The organism is Amycolatopsis sp. DSM 110486, assembly GCF_019468465.1.
In the GTDB taxonomy this organism is placed as follows: Bacteria; Actinomycetota; Actinomycetes; order Mycobacteriales; family Pseudonocardiaceae; genus Amycolatopsis.
The window spans coordinates 7239413-7260384 of record NZ_CP080519.1 but is presented as its reverse complement, the minus strand read 5'-3'; the positions used below and the strand labels follow the sequence as shown (position 1 = coordinate 7260384).

The following is a 20972-nucleotide window of genomic DNA, read 5'->3' as shown; positions in this document are numbered from 1 at the left end:
TTCAGCCCTCCAGCGGGGTGATCAGCAGGCTGCCCGACGCGTGCACGGTGGCGGCGTGCTCGGGCAGCACGAGGGTCGTGGAGTCCATTTCGGTCACGATCGCGGGCCCGGCGACGACGTCACCGGCCAGGAGCTTCGCGCGGTCGTAGACCTTCGCCTCGAGCTGTTTGCCCGACACGTGGATCGGGTGCGTGTCCACCAGCGCGGCCACCGGGTCGCCGGTGCCCTCGGCCAGCGTCACGGCCGCCACCGACGGGCGCGGGCCGGTGACGGTGGCGCGGGCGTTGACCAGCTCGTGGTCCACGTTGAGCAGGAAGGAGAACAGCCGGTCGTGCTCGGCGTCGAAGTGCTTGGCCAGCAGGTCGAGCGCGGTGTCGGGGGTGTCCAGCGACGCCGGGTCGACCTCGACCGGGATCTCGAAACCCTGGCCGTGGTAGCGCACGTCGACCTGGAAACCGAGCGTCTGGTCGGCGCGGTCGAGCCCCTGCTCCACGAGCCGGCCACCGGCCTCGTCGCCCAGCTCGCGCAGGATCTGCACGAGCTCGGCGCCGGTGAGGTCGGCGAAGCGGCGCAGTACGGTGCGGGCCGACACGTCCCGCAGGCTCGTGGTCGCGTCGCCGAGCGCGCACAGCACGCCGGGTGACGGCGGCACGATCACGGGCCACGCGCCGGTGAGCTTGCCGAGGGCGTTGGCGTGCAAGGGACCCGCGCCGCCGAACGCGACGAGCGCGAAGTCGCGCGGGTCGAAACCCTGCTGCACTGAGACGAGCCGCAGGCCACCGAGCATGTTCTCGTTGACGATGTCGATGATCCCGGCCGCCGCGGCCTCGACGCTCGGCAGGCCCATCGCGCCGGCCACCTTGGCGACGGCCGTGCGGGCGGCTTCGACGTCGAGCGTGATCTCGCCGCCGGCCAGCTGTGCGGGCAGGTAGCCGAGGACCACGTTGGCGTCGGTCACCGTCGGCTCCGTGCCGCCCTTGCCGTACGCGGCGGGGCCGGGGTCGGCACCCGCCGACTGCGGGCCGACGCGCAGCGCCTTCGTCAGTTCCGGTACGTGGGCGATGGATCCGCCGCCGGCGCCGACCGTACGAACGTCCACACTGGACGCCCGAACGGTGAGGTCACCGACCTGCGTCTCGCGGCCGATGCGCGGGTTGAGGTCCTGCACGAGCGCGACGTCGGTGGACGTGCCGCCCATGTCGAACGTGATGAGGTCGCGGTGGCCGCACTGCTCGGCCACCCACACCGCGCCGGTCACGCCGCCGGCGGGGCCGGACAGCAGCATCGTCACGGGGGCGGCGACAGCGGCGTCGGCCCCCGAAAGGCCACCGTCGCTGCGCAGGATGGCCAGCTCGCCGGCCACGCCGCTGCCGGCGAGCTCACTCGCCAGCGTCTCGACGTACTTCTTCACCTGCGGCTGCACGTAGCCGTTGGCGACGGTGGTGACCGTGCGCTCGTACTCGCGCAGCTCGGGCAGCACGTCCGACGACAGCGACACCGGCACGCCGGGCAGCACTTCGGCGGCGATCCGGGCCACGCGGCGCTCGTGCGCGGAGTCGGCGAAGGAGTTGATCAGCGACACAGCGAGCGCCTGGATCCCGCGGCCGCGCAGCTTCTCCAGCTGGGCCCGCACGTCGGCCTCGTCGAGCTGGCGGATCACCCCGCCGTCGCTGGCGATGCGCTCGTCGACCTCGACGGTGTTCTCCAGCGCCGCCAAGGGTTCCGGCTTTGGCCAGATGATCCAGCCGGCGAGCCCGCCCGGGACGTAGGAGCGCGCGATCTGCAGCACCTGGCGGAACCCGCGCGTGGTCACGAGCCCCACGCGGGCACCCTTGCCTTCGAGGATGGCGTTGGTGGCCACGGTCGTGCCGTGCAGCACCTGCGCGACCTCGCTCAGCGCGATGCCCGCGTCGGCGCACACCTTCGCGATGCCGTTGCGGACGCCGACCGACTGGTCCGCGGGGGTGGACGGGGTCTTCGCCCGCCAGGTGCCGCCGGTCGTCTCCTCGACCAGCAGCACGTCGGTAAAGGTGCCGCCGACGTCGACACCGAGTCTGTAATTTGGCCTCGGCTCCGCCGAGGCGTGCGAGATCGCCTGGGAGCCGGCGTCTCGCTCAGGCGGTCGGATCGGCCGGGGGCCGATCGCACCGCCTGAGCGAGACGCCGGCGCGATCTCGCGCTGTGGTTGCTGTTGGGGGGACGAGCTGGCCGTCGTGGTGTGGCCGAGGAGATGAGTCAACGGTTCTCCTGATCTTTGGCGGCCCGGACCATCACGGTGCGGGCGTTGCGGATGTGGGCGGTCATCACTGCCCGTGCCCAGTCGGGGTCGCCGGCGCGCAGGGCGGCGACGATCTCGACGTGGTGCGCGAGGCTGCGCCGCAGGGACTGTTCGTCGTAGGTGTGGAAGTTGCGCAGCACGACCGGCGCGTGGACGGCGGTCGCGAGCGCTCCGGCGAGCGCCGGGTGCCCGGCGAGCGCCACGAGCTTGGCGTGGAACTCGCGGTTGAGGGGCACCAGCGCGTCGAGGTCCTGCCCGGGTCCGGGGTGTCCGACCTCCACCATGTGCGCGGCGAGCTCGTCGAGCGCCGCGAGGTCCGCGTCGCTCGCGTTCGGGGCGGCGAGCGCGGTGAGCTGGGGTTCAAGCTGCGTGCGCAGGTCGAAGATCCCTTCCAGCTCTTCGACGCTCCACTGACTCACGCGGGCCCCGCGGTTGGGGACGAGCTCCACGAGTCCTTCGGCTGCGAGGCGGGTCAGCGCCTCGCGGACCGGGGTCCGGCTCACGCCGAGCCGGACGGCCAGCTCGACCTCACCGAGCCGCGAACCGGCTGGGAAGTCGCCTCGCAGGATGAGCTCGCGCAGGGCGTCCACCGTGCGCGTGGTTGAGGTCGCTGTTTGTGTCACCCGTCACCTCGTCTCGCAGATTGTGTGCAATCTAGGCTGGAGTCTTGTTCGACGCAAGACGTTGGGCGTAGTTTTGCTCTGGATGTATACAAGGAGGAATTCCGTGGGAAATCTGCTCGGTACCGCCGGAACCCCGCGCAAGCGCCTGCGCGAGCTGCTGGCCGCGGGCCCGCCGCTGGTCGCGCCCGGGGCGTACGACGCGCTTTCGGCCCGGCTGGTGGAGCAGGCCGGGTTCGACGTCGTGTACATGACGGGCTTCGGCACCACCGCGTCGCTCATCGGACGCCCTGACGTCGGCCTGCTCTCCGCCGCGGAGATGATCGACAACGCGACGCGCATCGTCTCGGCGGTCGACGTGCCCGTGATCGCGGACGCCGACACCGGCTACGGCAACGCGATCAACGTGGTGCGCACCGTCCGGGCGTATGAACAGGCCGGCGTCGCGGCGATCCACCTCGAAGACCAGGTGATGCCGAAGAAGTGCGGCCACATGTCGGGCAAGGCCGTGATCTCGCGCGAGGAGATGGTCGGCAAGATCGCCGCGGCCGCCGCCGCCCGGCGCGACCCGGACTTCGTCCTCATCGCCCGCACGGACGCCGCCGCCGTCCACGGTCTCGACGACGCCCTCGGCCGCGCCAAGGCCTACGCCGACGCGGGCGCCGACGTGCTGTTCGTGGAAGCGCCGACGAGCGAGGAGAGCATCGAGCGCGTGGCCACGGAGCTGCGCGGCGTGGCGCCCTTGGTGTTCAACTGGGCCGAAGGCGGCCGGACGCCGCCGCTGCCGCTCTCGCGCATCACGGAACTCGGCTTCTCCCTCGTGCTCTACCCGATCGGCACCCTGCTCGCCGCGACGGCCGGCATCCGCTCCCTGCTGGACGTCATCCACCGCGACGGCACCCCCACGGCCGCCCTGCCGGGCGTGCCGACGTTCGACGAGTTCACGACGCTCATCGGGCTGCCCGAGGTGAATGAGCTGGAGCAGCGGTTTTCCGGGGAGTGATCAGGGTTTCCGTGCGGTGACCGGGCTTGCCGGGCTCGAACGTGTCCAGGTGGGTACCGGTCACCTCGAGCCCGTCGGCCCGGACGCCATCACCTGGCGGTACTGACGTTCACTCGGCCCAAATCCCCCGCACGTGCCGGATGTGGCTTCTCATCAAGGCTTCCGCGCCGTCCGCGTCGCGGGCTTCGATGAGGTCCAGGAGTTCCGCGTGTTCGTGGGACGAAGGGACGAGCTCGTCGCGGTCGGCGAGGCTGCGGAGGCCGTAGATGCGGGAGCGGGAGCGCAGGGAGCGGACGGTCTCGACCAGGTGCGGGTTGCCCGCCTGTTCGAGCAGACGCAGGTGGAACTGCATGTCCGTGGCGACGTGGGCGATGAGGTCGTGCGCGGCGGCCGCGTGTTCGATGCCGGTGGCCAGCGGGCGCAGCTCGGCGATCACGGCGGGGTCGACGCCCGTCTCGGCGAGCCGACGGACGGTGGGCACCTCGATGAGGGCACGCAGCTCACTGAGGTCGTCGAGGTCCTTTTCGGACGGTTCGGTGACGCGGAAACCCTTGTTGCGCACCGTGTCGATCAAGCCCTCTTTGACGAGGTCGAGCATCGCCTCGCGCACGGGCGTCGCGGAGACGCCGAACTGCGTGGCGAGGCTGGGCGCCGAGTACACCACGCCGGGGCGCAGCTCGCCGGAGATGACGGCGGCGCGCAGCGTCTGCGTGATCTGGTCGCGCAGGTTCCGCTGGACGCCGAAGGTGGGCAGCGTCAGCGTGAGGTGCTCCTGGCTGGTCAACGTGACTCTCCCCGGGCGGCCTCGTAGGTGGTGGCGGCGACCACCAGATCCTCCCACGCCATTCCCACGCTCTTGAACAGCCGGGGCCCCGGCTGGGGCAGCGCCGTCCCGCGGACCACATCGGACAGCGGCACCAGCGCGTCCGGCGCCAGTGTCCCTTCGGAAACCGCCAGGACGACGTCGCCGGCCTCCCGCAGGGCGGTGTCCACCGCTTCGACGACCACCGTGGCGCGGCCCATCAGCCCGGCATCGACCTCGCGGATGTGCGGTTCGTGCGAACCGACCGCCACCACCGTCGCCCCGTCCGGAACCAAGGCGCCGTCGAACAAGGGCGTCGACGAAGTAGTGCAGCACGCCACCAGGTCCGCCGAAGCCACGTCCGCCGCGGTGCCGACCCGCGCGCCCCAAGCCATCGCGAAAGCCTCAGTGCGCGCGGCCGAACGCCCCACCACCACGACGTCGCGCACCGGCCGGACCTCCCGCAGCGCCTCGAGGTGGCTCGCCGCCTGCGGTCCGGTCCCGAACACCACCAGCCGCGACGCGTCCGGCGCCGCCAGGCAGTCCACGGCCAGCGCCGACACCGCCGCCGTCCGCACAGACGTCACCGCGACCCCGTCGAGCAAGGCCAGCGGCGTCAACGTCGCCCCGTCCAGCAGCAGATACTCGCCCTGGATCCGCGGCAGGTCACGGGCGGGATTTCCGGGCGCTACCGTCGCCACCTTCACCCCGGCGAACGATCCCCAGAACGCCGGCATCAGCAGGAACTGCCCGCTCGGCACCGGAACGACGGCCCGGGCCGGGTCCGCCGAAGGGTCGAGGCCGTCGGCCAACGCGGCACGCAACGCCGCGATCGCCGCGGGCATCGACGGCCGCGCGGCCAGTACCTCGATCACAGTTCGAACCCCGCCGGGAACGGGTCGTCGGGGTCGAGGAAGTACTGCGCCGTGCCGGTAAGCCACGCCCGGCCGGTGATGGTCGGGACGACGGCGCCCACCGTGCCCACCGTCGTCTCCTCCACCAGCCGGCCGATGAAGTGCGTGCCGATGAACGACTCGTTTCGGAAGTCAGTGTGCAGCGCCAGCTCGCCGCGCGCGTGCAGCTGCGCCATCCGCGCGCTCGTGCCGGTGCCGCACGGCGAACGGTCGAACCAGCCCGGGTGGATGGCCATGGCGTGGCGCGAAACCCGCGCGTCGGAACCGGGCGCGGCGAGATACACGTGGTGGCACCCGGAAATCGCGGGATTCTCCGGGTGCACGGGCAGATCCTGGGAGTTGATCGCGTCCATGATGGACAGTCCCGCGTCAAGCAGCTTCTGCTTCTCCGCGTGATCGAAGGGAAGCCCGAGCTCCTCGAGCTCGACGATCGCGTAGAAGTTGCCGCCGAAAGCCAGGTCGTAGCGCACCCGGCCGAGCCCCGGCACGGCCACCTTGCGGTCGAGGCCGACCGAGAACGACGGCACGTTGCGGATCGTCACCGACCGCGCCGCGCCGTCCTCGACCGCGACCTCGGCGATGACGAGCCCGGCCGGGGTGTCGAGCCGGATCGTGGTGACCGGCTCGACGACCTCGACCATGCCCGTCTCGACCAGCACCGTCGCGACGCCGATGGTGCCGTGCCCGCACATCGGCAGGCAGCCCGACACCTCGATGAACAGCACGCCCCAATCGGCGTCCGGACGCGTCGGCGGCTGCAGGATCGCGCCGCTCATCGCCGAATGCCCGCGCGGCTCGTTCATCAGCAGCTGCCGGATGTGGTCGAGGTGCTCGACGAAGTACTGCCGTCGCTCGAACATCGTGGCACCTGGCACGACGCCGACCCCACCCGTGATCACGCGGGTCGGCATCCCCTCGGTGTGGGAGTCGACCGCGTGGAACAGCCGCTTGGCACGCATGGTCTAGGAAAGCCCTTCCTCGAGCGCTCGTTCGGTGGCCTGGCGGACGGCCTTCTCCTGCTCGGGCGTGAGCGGCACCCGCGGCGGACGGCACGGCCCGCCGTAGCGGCCCGCGATGTCCATGCTCAGCTTGATCGCCTGCACGAACTCCGTGAGCGAATCCCAGCGCAGCAACGGGTGCAGCAGCCGGTAGAGCGGAACGGCCTTGTCCAGGTCGCCGGCCGACGCGGCGGCCCACAGCTCGCTGGTGGCCTTCGGGAACGCGTTGGGGTAACCCGCGACCCAGCCGGGCGCACCGGCGATCGCCAGCTCCAGCAGTACGTCGTCGGCGCCGCACAGCACGTCGAGCTCCGGTGCCAGCTCGGCGATCCGGTACGGCCGCCGCACGTCGCCCGAGAACTCCTTCACGCCCACGATCAGGCCCTCGGCGTGCAACTCGGCCAGCAGCTCCGGCACGAGGTCGACCTTGGTGTCGAACGGGTTGTTGTACGCGACGATCGGCACGCCCGCCTTCGCGACCTCGCGGTAGTGCTCGACCACCGCGCGCTCGTCGGCCCGGTAGGAGTTGGGCGGCAGCAGCATCACCGCGGGGCAGCCCGCCTCCGCCGCGCTCTCGGCCCAGCGCCGCGCTTCCGTCGCGCCGTACGCCGCGACACCCGGCATCACCGTGAAGCCCTCGGGCGCCGCTTCGACGGCCGTGCGGACCACTCGCGTGCGCTCTTCGACGCTCAGCGTCTGGTACTCCCCCAGCGAACCGTTGGGCGTGACCCCGTCACAACCGCTCTCGGCCAGCCACGCGACGTGCTCGGCGTACGCGTCGAAATCGACCGTCAGCGCACCCGGTTCGGTCTCCCGCAAGGGGAGTGCCGCCGCCACCAGCACGCCGTGCCACGGCTTTTCGCGCCCCGTCATCAAGCCCTCCACGAAGTCGATGTTACTCAGCGCCGTCGACCGGAGCCGAGCCCGAAACTCGGTCGGAAATTCATCGTGCCATGTGTCATGTGACATTGTACAGTGGCCTGACCTCGTCCCCCATCGTGGGAGGCTCCATGTCAGAAACGACCGGCGCGCCCCCGAAGCTCACGTCGCACGTGCTGGCGGCCCGGCTCGAACGCCTGCCGATCTCCCGGTTCCACTACAAGCTTCTCTTCGCGGGCGGCCTCGGCTACACCTTCGACGCGATGGATGGCGCGATCGTCGCCTTCATCCTCCCCTCCGTCACCGCCGAATGGGGGCTGTCCAGCGGAGCCACCGGCATCCTGGGCAGCAGCCTGCTGATCGGATTCCTCTTCGGCGCGTTCGGCGCCGGGGTGCTCGGCGACAAGATCGGCCGGCGCGCGGTGATGGTCAGCGCGCTCATCCTCTACGCGGCCGCGAGCCTCGTCGCGGCCGCCGCGCCGAACTTCGCGGTGCTGTTCGTCGCGCGTGTCGTGGCGGGCATGGGCACCGGCGCGGAGAGCGCGATCATCGCGCCCTACCTGTCGGAGTTCGTGCCCTCGCGCGTGCGCGGGCGCTACATCGGTTCCCTGGCCGGGTTCTTCGCGTTCGGCTACGTGTTCGCGAGCCTGCTCGGTTACTTCGTGGTCAGCGACGTGCCTCACGGCTGGCGCTGGGTCCAGGTGCTCACGGCCGTGCCGATCGTGATGCTGCTGTGGTGGCGCCGCTCGCTGCCGGAGTCGCCGCGGTTCCTGCACGTCCACGGCCGGGTCGCAGAGGCCGAGCTGGTGGTCTCCGACATCGAGCGCCAGGTGAGCGCCCGCGTCGGCCCGCTGCCGCCCCCGGTACCGTCCACACAGGACGAAGACGTGCAGGTGTCCTCGGGCACGATCGCGTCGAACCTGCGCGCGCTGGTGTCGACCGGGTTGCGCAAGACCACGATCACGTCGTGGGTCTACTGGTTCGTCGCCATCTTCACCTACTACGGCTTCTTCACCTGGATCCCGTCGCTGCTGGTGAAGCAGGGCTTCGACATCTCGAAGAGCTTCCTGTTCTCCATCCTCATCTACCTCGCGCAGATCCCCGGCTACTACTCGGCCGCGTTCGTGAGCGAGCGCATCGAGCGCAAGTGGACGATCGTGATCTACCTGGCGGGCGGTGCGCTCGGCGCTCTGGGGCTGGCCTTCGCGGGCAACAGCACGCAGATCCTGATCTGGGGCATCGTGCTGTCGTTCTTCATGAACGGCAACGCGGCGCTCGAGTACTCCTACACGTCCGAGATCTATCCGACGATGATCCGCACCACCGGCCTCGGCGTCGCGTCGGCGGTCGGGCGGATCGGCGGCATCATCGCGCCGATCGTGATCGGTTTCTCCTACAGCAACGTCGGGTTCGGCGGTGTGTTCACCATGCTGCTGGTCCTGCTCGTGATCGGCGCCGGGGTGGTGGCCGTGTTCGGCCAGCGCACCACCGGCCGCTCGCTCGAAACGATCGGGCAGGAGACGATCGGACGTGGCTGAACCCCGCGAACCCTCTGGAGGTGCCCGCATGTCCGCCGACCTCAGCGTCCGGCAGGTCAGTGTCGTCGATCCCGAGTCCGAGCAGGTGACCGGCGAGCAGGTCGTCCGCATCACCGGCGGCCGGATCACGGCTGTCGAAGCCGATCCCGGCGGTCCGGTCGGGGCCGGCGAGCTGGACGGCACGGGGCTGTTCGCCGTGCCGGGGCTCATCGACTGCCACGTGCACGTGAACGCCGTGAGCGCGGCGCTCGGCACGGTGGCCGACGAGTCGCCCGCGTACGTGGCCGCGCAGGCATCGCACCTGCTGAAGGACATGCTGGCGCGCGGCTTCACGAGCGTCCGCGATGTCGGGGGCGCGGACTTCGGGATCGCCGCCGCCGTGGCCGAAGGCCTGTTCACCGGTCCGCGCATCTTCTTCGGCGGCAAGGCCCTGTCCCAGACCGGCGGGCACGGTGACCTGCGGCCGGCGGGGCGCGACGTGCACGACCAGCACTACGCGATCCCGGTGCTCGGCCGGGTGTGCGACGGCGTCGATGAGGTTCGCCGCGCCGCGCGCGACGAGATCCGCCGCGGCGCGTACCACCTGAAGATCATGCTGTCCGGCGGCTGCGCGAGCCCGACCGACCGCGTGGATTCCCTGCAGTTCTCCGACGAGGAGGTGACTGCGATCGTCGAGGAGGCGGCCGCGGCGAACCTCTACACGGCGGGCCATGCCTACACCGCCGACGCCGTGAACCGCGGGCTGCGCCTCGGCGTCCGCACGATCGAACACGGCAACCTCCTCGACGCGACGTCGGTCGACCTGTTCCTCGCCCACGACGCGTTCTACGTGCCCACGCTGATCACCTACCAGGCCTTGCTGGAGCAGAGCCGCGAGCTCGGTTTCACGGCGGAGCAGTACGAAAAGGTCGTGCGGGTGACGGAAAACGGCTACCAGGCGTTGCAGCTCGCCGACTCCGCCGGTGTCCGCATCGCCTACGGCAGTGACCTGCTGGGCGCGATGCAGGCACGGCAGTCGGAGGAGTTCGCATTGCGCGCCAAGGTGCAGAAGCCGGCCGCGGTGCTGCGCTCGGCCACCACGGTCGCGGCCGAGCTGCTGCGCCAGGTCGGCACGGTGGGCACACTCGCGCCCGGCGCCCGGGGTGACGTCGTGCTCGCGCGGGCGAACCCGTTGGAGGACCTCGACGTGCTGGCGAACCCGTCGACCGGGCTCGCGGCCGTGGTGCAGGACGGGGTGGTGCGCGTCCAGCGCTGACCGACGGTTCGGGCCTGGTCCGGACCGGGCCGTGGAATTCCGGGCCAGAGGGGGCCTGACAGGTCCCCTCTGGGCGCCGGATCGGGCCTCGCGCGTCATTAGCCTCGGTCGTGGATCCCAGCCACACCAGGAGGAACGCACCCATGAAGGCCATGTTCATCACCGCGTACGGCGACCCCGGCGTCATCGAGCCGGCCGAGGTCCCCGAGCCCGTCCCGGGGCCTGGTGAACTCAGTATCACCGTGTCCCACTCGGCCGTCGGGCTGGTCGATGCGATCATCCGTCGCGGCGAACTGGCCGACTACGACTACGCGCCACGACCACCGGTGGTGCCCGGGCTCGAGGTGGCGGGCACCGTGCGCGCCGTGGGCCCGGGCGTCGACCGGTTCGCTGTCGGCGACGAGGTGGCGACGCTGACCCTGCCGCGGATGGGCGGATACGCGGAGGTCACCGTCGCGCCCGCCGACCTGGTGGTGCCGCTGGCGGGCACGGGTGTGAGCCGCGAACAGGCCGTCGCAGGGTTCGCGAACACGGTCACGGCGTACCTGTCCCTCACCGAGGCGGTGCGCCCGCCGGTCGGCAGCAAGGTGCTGGTGCACGGCGCGCTCGGCGGACTGTCGTCGGTCTACCCCGAGGTGGCGCGGCTGCTCGGGGCGAACGAGGTGGTCGGCACCGTGCGCCGGGCCGAGCAAATCGACGCGGCGCTCGCGCTCGGGTTCGACCGGGTGGTCCTCTCCGGTGAGTTCACCGAGGCGCTGGGAGACGAGCGGTTCACCGTGATCGTCGATCCGGTGGGCGGCGACGTGCGGCGGGCCTCGGTCGGCATGCTCGCTCCGATGGGCCGGCTGCTCGCGGTCGGCAACGCGGGCGGTGAGCACGGCGCAGCGCTCGACTCGAATGCGGTGTGGGGCGGCAACATCGGCGTCGTCGGGTTCAACGTGGGCGGCTACCTGGCCGCCGACACCTCACCGGCCGTGCCTGCGGCGCGGGCGGTGCTGCCACTGTTCACCGAGGGGAAGATCAGCCTGCCCGTGACGACGCTGCCGTTCGCCGAGGCCCGCGAAGCGCACCGGCGGATCGACGCCCGGGAGGTAAGCGGGCGGCTGGTTCTCGCTTCGCTCTAGGCTCGGGCGCATGGAGCGGGACGACGAGCTGAGCGAGTTCCTGCGCTCGCGCCGCGCCCGGGTCACCCCGGCCGAGGCCGGGCTGGGTCCGGGTGCCGGCGTTCGCCGTGTCCCCGGCCTGCGGCGCGAGGAGGTCGCGCGGCTGGCCGGGGTGAACGTGGACTACTACGTGCGGCTGGAGCGCGGCCGCCGGATCAACCCGTCCGATTCGGTGCTCGACGCGGTGGCCCGCGCGCTGCGGCTGAACGCCACGGAGCGGGCGCACCTGTTCGCGCTGGTGCGCCCCGGGAGCACTCGCCCGGCGCGGCGCTCGGTTCCGCCCCAGCGGGTGCGGCCGTCGGTGCACCGGATCCTCGATGCCCACGAGCCGCTCCCGGCGATGGTCCTCGGCCGCCGGATGGACGTGCTCGCCGCGAACCGGCCGGCCCGCGCGCTGTACACGGACTGGGAAGCCCTGCCCGGACCGTCACGCAACATGGTGCGGTTCCTCTTCACCGACCCGGCGGCGCGCAGCGTGCTGGTGGACTGGGCGGGCAGCGCGACCGAGGCCGTCGCGCACCTGCGCCTCTACCAGGGCCGCTACCCCGCCGACCCGCTGCTGGCGGACCTGATCAGGGACCTGTCGGCCACGAGCGAGGACTTCCGCGACCGGTGGGCCGACCACGACGTGCACCAGCACACCTACGGAGCCAAGAGCTTCAACCATCCGGTGGCGGGCCGGTTCACCCTGACGTACGAACTGCTCGGCGTGCTGGACGACGCGGACCAGTTCCTCACGCTCTACACAGCGGAACCGGGCTCGGCGTCGGAAGCCGCGGTGCGTCACCTCCGCACGGCGTCCATCAGCCGAGTCGGATCGTCGCGGTTTCCGGACCCGCACTGACGTCCACCGCGCCGCGACAGACCGCGAGCCGCGCGTAGTCCTGCGAGGTGAGAACGACGATCGGCAACCGCAGGTCGTACAGCTCGGCCGCGACCCAGGCGCCGAGCATGAGGATGGCGTCGGGTTCGGTGAGGACGAGGGCGGCGGGCGCGGTGCCGCTGCGGATCTGCTCGGCCAGGACCGACGACGAAGAGCTGGAGCCACGCGCCCGCGGCAGCACGAGGACGCGGCCGGTGAGGGTGGCGCCGCGCTGGGGGTGGTGTTCGTCGACGATGCGGCCGGACAGGTCCGTGCCGCCCCAGAACGACAGGGGCGCGTCGAGCACGAGCGGCTCGCCGGTGGCTTCGCCGGGGAACACGGTGCGTCCGGTCAGCTCGCCCACAGCGCCTCGTCCCGCACGATCCGGCCGGCCCGCGCCGACGCGACGCATTCGGCGAGCGAGCCGAGGGCCACGTCCACGCCGATGTTGCCGGGCGCGTACCACGCCCATTTGCCGGAGTTCGTCATCGCCGTGCGCAGGCCGGCGTCGAGGATCGGCGTGATGTAGGTGCAGGTGTCGACGACGATGCGCGCCCCGGCGGAGCGCACGGTTTCCGCGTAACCGAGCCGATCGGCTTCCGCGAGCACGGCGCGGCTCGTGGTCACGTAGGCGCGCACGGCGTGGTGGAACGGCCCGCCGTCTGCGAGCAGAGCGGCCAGGCGCTCGAACTCCGTGAGCGAGAAGTGCGGCGTGCCCAGGCACAGCGCGTCGAGGTCCGTGCCGTGGGCGGTGGTCAGCTCGTCGCGGATGGCGCGCACCTGGTCCGCGTCCACCGCGTGCGTCACGAGGTTCGGCGACGCGACGGCCGCGAGATCCGGCGCCTCCGGCGTCACGCCGACTACGTGGAACAGCCCCACTCCCCCACTCGACGCCGCGGCGGCGCCGAACGCCTTCAGCTGGTCCTCCGTGACGGTCGAGGGCACGCCGGTCAGCACCGGCACCCCGCTGCCCGCGAGCCGGCCCGCGAGGTGGCCGAGCACGCCCCACGCCGCGTCCTCGCCGAGCAGCCGCCGGGACAGGGCCGCGCAGTCGAGCCGGATCGTCGCGCGGCGGTTGTCGTCCCGGTGCAGGCCCGCGTCGGGCACGCGGCCGGTGATGGCGGCGCCGATGTCGAGGAAATCGCCGTAGCGGTCGGTGCGGGCGCCGAGCACGGAGTTGGCGAACACGATCGCGTTGGACTCCGCCCACGCCACGTGCGTGCCGAACGCCGGGCGGTGCGTGAGCTGGTACGGCGCGCAGGTCCACGTCGGCGCGCAGCCCAGCGCGGTGTAACCAGCCATCAGGCGGCGCGCGTTGGCGGTCGTTTCGGCATCGGCGCGCACGAGGTCGGGGTGGCGCAGGTCGAGGGAGCCGACGTTGAGCGTGGTCGGCACGGCGACGCGGCCGCCGAGCTCTCCCAGCCGTTCGACGAAGTCCAGGCCGGCCTGGCCGTGGTAGAGGCAGCCGTCGACGTGGGCGGACTCGACCGTCAGCAGCCGCGTGGCGCCCCGGACCTGCGCGAGCGCGATGACCATGCGCAGGCACAGTGTCGCCGCCTCGCCGTGCTCGCCGGCGAGCATCGCGTTGTCCTCTTCGGACAGTTCGAGGTCAGCCACGCGCGAGGTCCCCGAGCGTCACGGGCTGGGCGATCGGCCGCGCCGCGACCCCGGCGAGGTCGGCGGCCGTCGGTTCACGGCCGCATTCGGCGGCGACGAGGCAGGCCGTCGCATAGCCGCAGACTCGGCCCTGGCACAGACCCATCCCCGGCCGGGCGAGCAGCTTCACCGTCCGCGCGTCCGTGGCGCCCAAGTCCTTGACCGCGCTGCGAACGGTGCCGACGGACACCTCTTCGCAGCGGCACACCTGTGTCCCGGTGTCGAGCCACGTCTGCCACCCGGGTCGCACGGGGTGGGCCGCGTGCATCGCGTTCGCGAAGGCGCGCAACGACTTTCGCTGCCGCAGCAAGCGCGCGACGGTGTCCCGGTTCGGCTCGGCGCCTACCGTGGTGAGTGCCGCGTGCAGGCCGGCCAGCTCACCCTCCACCAGCGACAGCGCCGATCCGCCGACTCCGCAAACCTCACCGGCGAGGTAGACACCAGGCGTGGTGGCGCGCTGCTGGTCGTCGGCGACGGCGACGAGACTGCCGTCCGCGCCGAGGCGGGTTTCGCAGCCCAGCTGCAACGGGAGCTCCAGCTGGGGCGTGAAGCCGTAGCCGACGGCGACGGTGTCGCACGCGACCGTCCGCTCGCTGCCCGCCACGATCCGCCACTGCCGATCGAGCGACGCGACCGTCACGCTCTCGACCCCGTCCGTGCCCTGGGCGGCGACGACCGCGGTGCGCGTGCGGTACGGAACTCGTTGGCGCAGCAGCGTTTTCAGGTACCCGGCGCCTTCGGCGAGCTTGCCGGCGTTGGCCAGTACGGACAGCGGCGACCGGGCGAACCCGGCGGGCGAACCGGCCTCGAACACCCCCGCCACCTCGGCGCTCGCCTCGACCAGCCCGGCGGCGACGGGCAGCAGGAACGGACCCGTCCCCGCCACCACGACCCGGCTCCCCGCGCGCACGCCGTGGCCCTTGAGCAGCGCCTGCACACCACCGGCGGTGTAGACGCCCGGCAGCGTCCAGCCGGGAAACGGCACCTGCCGGTCGTACGCGCCCGTCGCCACGATCACCGTACGGCTGGAGACCTCACCGCGGTCGGTGTGCACCGTGAAGCCGCTGTCCGTACGCTCGACGTGCCAGATCGCGTGCCGCGCTCGAACGTCCACTCGGGACAGTCCCGTGCGCAGCCGCACGAGCGTCGGCCAGTCGTGGTGGCCCACACCTTCGTCGCCTTCGCAGTGACGCCAGAACTGCCCGCCCACGCGCGCGCCGGCGTCGACCAGCGTCACTCGCGCGCCGGCCGACGCGGCTGTCACCGCCGCGGCGAGCCCGGCCGGGCCGGCCCCGAGGACCGCGATCTCCGCCGCCTCAGCAGGAAAGCTCACCACGGCCCGCTCCTTCCTGCGGTTCGATGACGTCACCCGGCAGCACCTCGGTCAGGCACGCGCGCCGCCCCGGCTTGCCGTTCACGACGACCAGGCAGTCGAAACACACGCCGATCCCGCAGAACACCCCGCGCGGCGCGCCATCGCGGCGCGTCGTCCGCCAGGACCGGTGGCCGGCGGCGATCAACGCGGCGCCCACGCTCTGCCCGGCTTCCGCCACGATCTCCTGGCCCCGGAAGGAAAACTTCACGCGCTCGCTCACGCGACCTCCTCGAACCGGTCCGCCCGGAACGGCGTCAAGTCCAGCTCCGGCTCCACACCCGTCGCCACCTGCGCGATCAGGTGTCCCGTCGCCGCGGCCAAACCGATACCCGCCCCTTCGTGACCACACGCGTGCACCAACCCCGGCAGCCGCGGATCCTCGCCGATCACCGGGAGGTGGTCCGGGCAGTACGGCCGGAAGCCGAGGTAGCTGCGCAGCAGGGAAACGTCGGCGAGGAACGGGAAAACACCGATCGCCTGTGCCGCCAGCTTGCGCACCACGGGCAGCGAGAACTGCCGGTCGAACCCGACGCGTTCACGGCTCGCACCGATGAGCACCGTGCCGGCCTGCGTGCCCTCGACGACCACCGAAGTTTCCAGCCCGGCGTCGCCGCTCGAGACGTTGGCGACGTAGTCGGCCGTGTAGACCTTGTGCCGGATCACGCGCGGCAGCGGTTCGGTGACCAGCACGAACCCGCGCCGCGGCAGCACCGGGATCGGGGCACCCGCGAGCTTCGAGACGTCCCCGCCCCACGTGCCCGCGGCGTTCACCACCCACGGCGCGGAGAACTCGCCGGCCGACGTGAGCACCCCGCCGACCGAACCGTCGGCCCGGCGCCGGAACGCCCGGACCTCGACCCCCGGGTGCAGTTCGGCACCGAGCCGACGCGCTTGACGCAGCAGCGAAGCAGCCGCGAGCATCGGCTGCACCTGCTTGTCCTGCGGGTAATACGCGCCGGAAGCGACGTCCGGCGTCAGGTTCGGCTCCAGCTCGGCGACCTCGGCCGGTGTCAGGTCGTCGACCGAAACACCCCGCGCGCGCTGCTCCGCCGCCAGCTCCGCCAAGCCCCGGGCGGCGTCCGCGGACTGCGCCACGACCACGCCACCCTTGTGTTCCAGCTCCAGCGAAGCGGGTCCGAGCTCCTCCCCCAGCCGGGCCCACAGCCGGATCGACAGCAGCGCCAGGTCGAGCTCCGGCCCGAGCTCCTTGTCCGACACGAGGATGTTGCCCTCGCCGCCGCTGGTCGTCCCGCCGGCGACACCGCCGCGGTCGAGCACCGCGACGCGCAGGCCCGCGGCCGCGCAGTAGTAAGCGCACGCCGCCCCGACCACTCCGGCGCCCACGACGACCACGTCGGGGGACCTTCCCGTCGCCACCATGGCCAGTAGTATGTCACATTGCACAACGTCGGGACGTGCTGTTCCCCACACCCCGGCGGCGGGACCGGCCGTCACCCCGGCCCCGCCGCCGAAGCTCAGCAGCCGGCCGGCTTGAGGACGAAGTCCGCGGTCACCGCCTGTCCCTTGACCAGTTTGACGCTGCGCGTCTGCGGCTGCCAGCCGTCGCGTGCCGCGATGAGCGTGAGCGGGTTGTTCCGGCGGTCGAGCCACAGCGTGTAGTGGCCCGAGGCGTCGGTCTTGAGCGTGTAGCTCGCCGCCCAGCTGTCGACCTGCACGGTCACCGCGGCGAGCGGACCGGCCGTCGCCCCGCAGTGCGCGCCCGTGACGGTGCCGGTCAGCTTGCTCCAGGTGGCCGGCGGCTTCACCGTGAACGACACGGGGATCGCGGCCACCGCCTTCGGCACCTGCGCCCCGACGACCAGCTGCGCCGTGTACGTGCCCGGCTGCGTGATCGCCGAGACGTTCGCGTCGAGTGTCACCGTGAAGGTCGTCGTCTTGCCCGGCGCGATCGTGGTCACCGACGGCGTGGTCGACAGCCACGGGATCGACACGTACTCCCCGCATTCGCCGTAACCCGGCAGCAGCAGGTCGTGACTGGTCGGGTTGAAGCTCGCGTTCGCCGAGCCGCCGATGCGGTAGAACCCGCAAGTGCTGCCGCCGCGGAACAGCGTCTCGTTCGAGTTCGGCAGCGCCGACCACTGGTTGGACGCCGGGTCGTACGCGTAGCCGGCGTTGGTGAGCTCACCGTCGGCGATGCCGCCCGAGAGCAGCAACTGTCCATTCGCGACGGTCGAGGCCGAGCCCCACATCTGCACCGGCAGGTCGGCGACGCGCGACCACTTGCCCTTCTCGACGTCGAGCTTGTACGCGGTCTTCAGGTTGTCCAGGCCGCTGACACCGCCGGCGCAATAGATCGAGCCCGCGATGGTGCCGCAGTTGGTCCAGCCGATCGGCGCGGGCAGCGCCGGGCCCGCCGACCACTTGTCCACGGCCGGGTCGTAGACCTGCACCCGCGTGACACCGCAGTTGCCGCCGTCGCAGCCGCCGACCACGTAGATCCGCCCGCCGGCCACTGCGACGCCCATCGCGGAGGTGGCCGTGGGCATCGGCGCGCCCGTGGTCCACGTGTCGGTGACGGTGTCGTAGATGTCGGTGTTCGTCACGGGGATGCTGCCGTCGGCCCAGCCGCCGGTCACGTAGATCTTCGTGCCGACAGCCGCCACCGCGGGGGTTTCCCGCGGAGTCGCGAGGTCGGCGATCGGCGTCCACGCGAGCGTGCCCGGGTCGTAGACGAAGTTCTTGGTCGTCAGCTCCGCGCCGTTGAGGCCGGTGAAGGAGTACACCTTCCCGTTCACGGTCGCCACGCCGTTGTCCATGATCTTCGTCGGGTAGTCGGCCACGGTCTGCCACGCGTCACCGGCCGCCAGGGTCTCGGCGGGCGCGGCCTGCTTCACGTGTCCCAGCAACGGTCCCGTGCTGAAGTCGCCCTTGATCCGCTGCAGCGGCGCCGAGTGCACCACGGCCGGGGTGAACGCGCCGGACGACGGGTTCAGCCGCACGTCCACGGGTGCCGTGCCGGTGTTGCGCACCTTGACGTTCGCGGTCGCCGTCCCTTGCCACGCCACGGTTTTGCTCACGGCCGCGCTGGTCACCTCGAGCTGGCCGGCGTCGAGCAGGAAGTCGGCCGGGGTCGCGGCGTCGGGCGCCACCACGGTCTTCTGCGTGCCCGGCACGAAGTTCGTGGCCGACGCGGTGACCGGGTGGCTGCCGGTGACGCTGGAGAAGAACCAGTACGAACCGTCGGCCTGCGTCGTCGCCCCCTCGCCGGGCCGGTCGACGCTGTCCACCGACGCCCCGCCGAGCGCGGCGCCGGTCACGTGGTCGTGCACCGTGCCGCTGACGAGCCCACCGGGCACGACGTCGCACGCGTGGTCGCCGATCAGCACGTCGTCGACCTGCCACCAGAAGCCGAACAGCTGGTCGCGGTAGTGGAAGCGGACCTGCACGGCCTTCTTGCCCGCCGCGCCCGGCAGCGGCACGACCTGCGTCGACGGCCCGGCCAAGGTGTCGCTGCCGTGCTGCCACACGGTGGTCCAGGTGGCGCCGCCGTCGGTCGTGAAGTCCACGGCCGCCTGCTGACCCTGCGTGCCCTGGTAGTCGCTGGCGAACCGCACGGTCGGGTTCGCCGTGCCGCTCAGGTCGACGACGGGGCTGACCAGCGACGTGTCCTGGTCGCCGCCGATCGAGTTGCTGTCCACGGTGGCGAACGCGCCGCTGCCGCCGGTGTAGTTGTCGCGGCCGGCGGGGTTGTCGAACGCCCACGTGGCCGCGCCGTCGCCGAGGTTGTTCACCACCTGCCACGTCGAGGGCGCCTCGAAGTCCTGCGTGTCGCCCGTGAAGCGGTTGGCGTAGCCGGGCGCGCCGCAGGTCACGGGGTCGACGGTCACGACAGCGTCGTGCGTGGCGGCGGTGTCGCCGACCGGCACAGAAGCGGAGCCGGGCAGGTATCCGGGGTAGTCCGGGTCGACCTGCACGGAGTAGGTCGCGTCCTCGGGCACGGTCATCGAGTACCGCCCGGTGAGCGGATCCGTCCGCACGGTCGTGGTCGACTGCCCGGCGACCTGGACGTGCGCGGCCACCGGCCAGCCGTGGCCACTGCCGTCGCGCACGGTCCCGCTCAGCTGCACGGAAGGCACGGACGCCAGCGTGAAGTCGGCGGTCGCGGTTTTGCCGGCCTCGACGGTCACGCCGTCGACAGTGGTGTCGCGGTAGGAGAACTTGCCCGCGGTCACGGCGTAGGTGCCCACGGGCACGCCCAGCGTGTAGTGGCCCTCGGCGTCCACCGTCGTGGCGAGGTCACCCGCCTTCACCTGCGCACCGGCCAGCGGCGCGCCCGCGGCGTCACGGACCGTGCCGGAGACGAGGCCGGTCGCGCCGGGCGTGAAGGCCGAGATCCCGCGCGGCGTGCCCAGGCCCGTCGGCCCGTCGAAGCCGGGGCCGGCCGTGCAGAGGTACGCCGGGGCGCAGGTGCCGTTGGCGCCTTCGGTGACGTCGTTGAAGGTCGCGCCGGAGCGGTACGGCAGCGCGTTCGGGTAGGTGCCCGCCGCGGGAGTGCCGGCCAGCGCGTAGGCCGCCGCGACGATCGGCGACGACGCGCTCGTGCCACCCGCGAGACCCCACGCGCCGTGCACGAACACCGCGACGCCGGTGGCGAGGTCCGCGACCGCCGAGACGTCGGCGATGGTCCGGTTGGCACAGCCGGAATCCGTCTGCGCCGGAGGCTTCTGCTCGTACGCGGAACAGCCGCTGCCGGTGCCGGACCACACCGTCTCACGCCAGCCGCGGGCGTTCGCGTCGCGGTAGAGCGAGGTGCCGCCGACCGACGTCACGTGCGGCGAGGCGGCGGGGAACTGCGGCCCGTAGCCGTAGTCGCCCGAGCTCGCGGTGACCACGACGCCGGGGTGGTCGTAGTAGGCCTCGTCGAGGTCGAGCTCGGCTGGGTCCTCGTCGGCGCCGTAGCTGTTGGACACGAACTTCGCGCCCATCGCGACGGCTTGGTTCACCGCGGCGCCCATGTTCGGCACCAACGAGTCGTCGGCCTCGACGAGCAGGATGTGGCAGCGCGGGCAGACGGCCGAGACCATGTCGAGGTCGAGCATCGTCTCCTGCTGCCAGCCCGTGTTCCCGGCCGGGAAGTCCTGGCCGCCGCGCTGGTCCACGCGCGTGAAGCAGCCGTTCGCGACCGTGCACGGGGGCAGGCCGAACTGCGCGCGGTACACGCCCATCTCCGCTTCCGCGTCGGGAGTGTCGTAGGCGTCGACGATCGCGACCGTCATCCCGTCGCCGCCCGTGGCCGTCGGGAGCTCGTACGCGCCGGCGAGGTCCGCCGGGCCGTAGCCCTGCGGCGCCGCGGCGCGCTGCATCCCGTGCGCGTCGCCGCGGAACAGCGCGAAGCACGTGACCTCACCGGGTTTCGGCTGTTCCGGGCACGCCTTGCGCCCGACGACCGGCGCCACCGGCGCTACAGCGGCGGCCGGCGCGCCCTGAGCCGCGGCGGGCACCACGGTGAACGCGACCACCGCCAGGAGGAACGTGAGGAGGATCTTCAGTGCCGCTTTGGCGAACGACATGCGCGTCCCTTTCGCTGACGAACCGCGGTCGGCTGCTCACCCGACGTCGCGGATTCTGTCAGCGCTCCCGGCGTGAACGATCACGTCCGAACGGACAG

At 72.0% G+C, this 20972-nt stretch carries 17 protein-coding genes; 5 read left to right on the top strand and 12 right to left on the bottom strand.

Annotation, left to right across the window (positions count from 1 at the left end; all coding sequences use genetic code 11):
* Position 1: 1 nt before the first annotated feature.
* Together K1T34_RS35180 and K1T34_RS35175 are read right to left on the bottom strand one after the other, a co-directional pair.
* Positions 2–2092, bottom strand: coding sequence for a hydantoinase/oxoprolinase family protein (locus tag K1T34_RS35180; RefSeq protein WP_220247574.1), 2091 nt, complete (start codon positions 2090–2092; stop codon positions 2–4).
* A gap of 143 nt (positions 2093–2235) precedes the next feature.
* A complete protein-coding gene (locus K1T34_RS35175; protein WP_220239025.1) occupies positions 2236–2901 on the bottom strand; it encodes a GntR family transcriptional regulator in 666 nt (221 codons plus the stop codon).
* A gap of 103 nt (positions 2902–3004) precedes the next feature.
* On the opposite strand from K1T34_RS35175, the gene K1T34_RS35170 reads away from it, so the two are divergent.
* Positions 3005–3901, top strand: coding sequence for an oxaloacetate decarboxylase (locus K1T34_RS35170; protein WP_255637777.1), 897 nt, complete (start codon positions 3005–3007; stop codon positions 3899–3901).
* Between the two features lie 109 nt (positions 3902–4010).
* Here K1T34_RS35170 and K1T34_RS35165 read toward each other — a convergent pair whose 3' ends face one another.
* Genes K1T34_RS35165 through K1T34_RS35150 form a run of 4 tightly spaced genes read right to left on the bottom strand, consistent with a single transcriptional unit; the run spans position 4011 to position 7488 of the window.
* Positions 4011–4685 (bottom strand): GntR family transcriptional regulator, encoded by a 675-nt coding sequence (locus tag K1T34_RS35165; RefSeq protein WP_255637776.1) that lies wholly within the window; start codon positions 4683–4685, stop codon positions 4011–4013.
* Positions 4682–5578: an ornithine cyclodeaminase family protein gene (locus tag K1T34_RS35160; RefSeq protein WP_255637775.1), complete on the bottom strand. Its 897-nt coding sequence runs from the start codon at positions 5576–5578 to the stop codon at positions 4682–4684. The genes K1T34_RS35165 and K1T34_RS35160 overlap by 4 nt, the downstream gene beginning before the upstream one ends.
* Positions 5575–6576: a proline racemase family protein gene (locus K1T34_RS35155; protein ID WP_220239023.1), complete on the bottom strand. Its 1002-nt coding sequence runs from the start codon at positions 6574–6576 to the stop codon at positions 5575–5577. Before K1T34_RS35155 ends, K1T34_RS35160 begins: the two co-directional genes overlap by 4 nt.
* A 3-nt stretch (positions 6577–6579) precedes the next feature.
* Positions 6580–7488 carry a dihydrodipicolinate synthase family protein gene (locus tag K1T34_RS35150; RefSeq protein WP_220239022.1) on the bottom strand — a complete coding sequence of 303 codons (909 nt, stop codon included), beginning with the start codon at positions 7486–7488 and terminating at the stop codon, positions 6580–6582.
* Positions 7489–7625: 137 nt separating this feature from the next.
* Between K1T34_RS35150 and K1T34_RS35145 the strand changes: the two genes are divergently transcribed.
* The 4 genes from K1T34_RS35145 (at position 7626) to K1T34_RS35130 (ending at position 12294) form a co-directional block, all read left to right on the top strand.
* Positions 7626–9032 (top strand): MFS transporter, encoded by a 1407-nt coding sequence (locus tag K1T34_RS35145; RefSeq protein ID WP_220239021.1) that lies wholly within the window; start codon positions 7626–7628, stop codon positions 9030–9032.
* Between the two features lie 28 nt (positions 9033–9060).
* On the top strand, positions 9061–10287 hold the full coding sequence (locus K1T34_RS35140; RefSeq protein WP_220239020.1) for an amidohydrolase family protein: 1227 nt from the start codon (positions 9061–9063) through the stop codon (positions 10285–10287).
* A 143-nt stretch (positions 10288–10430) separates the two neighbouring features.
* Positions 10431–11411, top strand: a complete 981-nt coding sequence (locus K1T34_RS35135; protein WP_220239019.1) for a zinc-binding dehydrogenase — start codon at positions 10431–10433, stop codon at positions 11409–11411.
* Between the two features lie 10 nt (positions 11412–11421).
* On the top strand, positions 11422–12294 hold the full coding sequence (locus tag K1T34_RS35130) for a helix-turn-helix domain-containing protein (RefSeq protein WP_220239018.1): 873 nt from the start codon (positions 11422–11424) through the stop codon (positions 12292–12294).
* On the opposite strand, the gene K1T34_RS35125 is transcribed toward K1T34_RS35130, so the two are convergent.
* From K1T34_RS35125 to K1T34_RS35100, 6 genes are all read right to left on the bottom strand, one after another.
* The gene (locus K1T34_RS35125; protein WP_220239017.1) at positions 12254–12676 is read right to left on the bottom strand and encodes an aconitase X swivel domain-containing protein; all 423 of its coding nucleotides are present in this window, start codon (positions 12674–12676) and stop codon (positions 12254–12256) included. The two genes, K1T34_RS35130 and K1T34_RS35125, sit on opposite strands and share 41 nt — an antisense overlap.
* Positions 12664–13929: an aconitase X catalytic domain-containing protein gene (locus tag K1T34_RS35120; RefSeq protein ID WP_255637774.1), complete on the bottom strand. Its 1266-nt coding sequence runs from the start codon at positions 13927–13929 to the stop codon at positions 12664–12666. The genes K1T34_RS35125 and K1T34_RS35120 overlap by 13 nt, the downstream gene beginning before the upstream one ends.
* Positions 13922–15301, bottom strand: a complete 1380-nt coding sequence (locus K1T34_RS35115; protein WP_220239016.1) for an FAD/NAD(P)-binding oxidoreductase — start codon at positions 15299–15301, stop codon at positions 13922–13924. Before K1T34_RS35115 ends, K1T34_RS35120 begins: the two co-directional genes overlap by 8 nt.
* Positions 15285–15563, bottom strand: a complete 279-nt coding sequence (locus tag K1T34_RS35110; protein WP_220239015.1) for a (2Fe-2S)-binding protein — start codon at positions 15561–15563, stop codon at positions 15285–15287. The genes K1T34_RS35115 and K1T34_RS35110 overlap by 17 nt, the downstream gene beginning before the upstream one ends.
* On the bottom strand, positions 15560–16723 hold the full coding sequence (locus K1T34_RS35105; protein ID WP_220239014.1) for an FAD-binding oxidoreductase: 1164 nt from the start codon (positions 16721–16723) through the stop codon (positions 15560–15562). Before K1T34_RS35105 ends, K1T34_RS35110 begins: the two co-directional genes overlap by 4 nt.
* Before the next feature lie 95 nt (positions 16724–16818).
* Positions 16819–20874: a carboxypeptidase regulatory-like domain-containing protein gene (locus tag K1T34_RS35100; protein WP_220239013.1), complete on the bottom strand. Its 4056-nt coding sequence runs from the start codon at positions 20872–20874 to the stop codon at positions 16819–16821.
* Positions 20875–20972 lie beyond the last annotated feature (98 nt).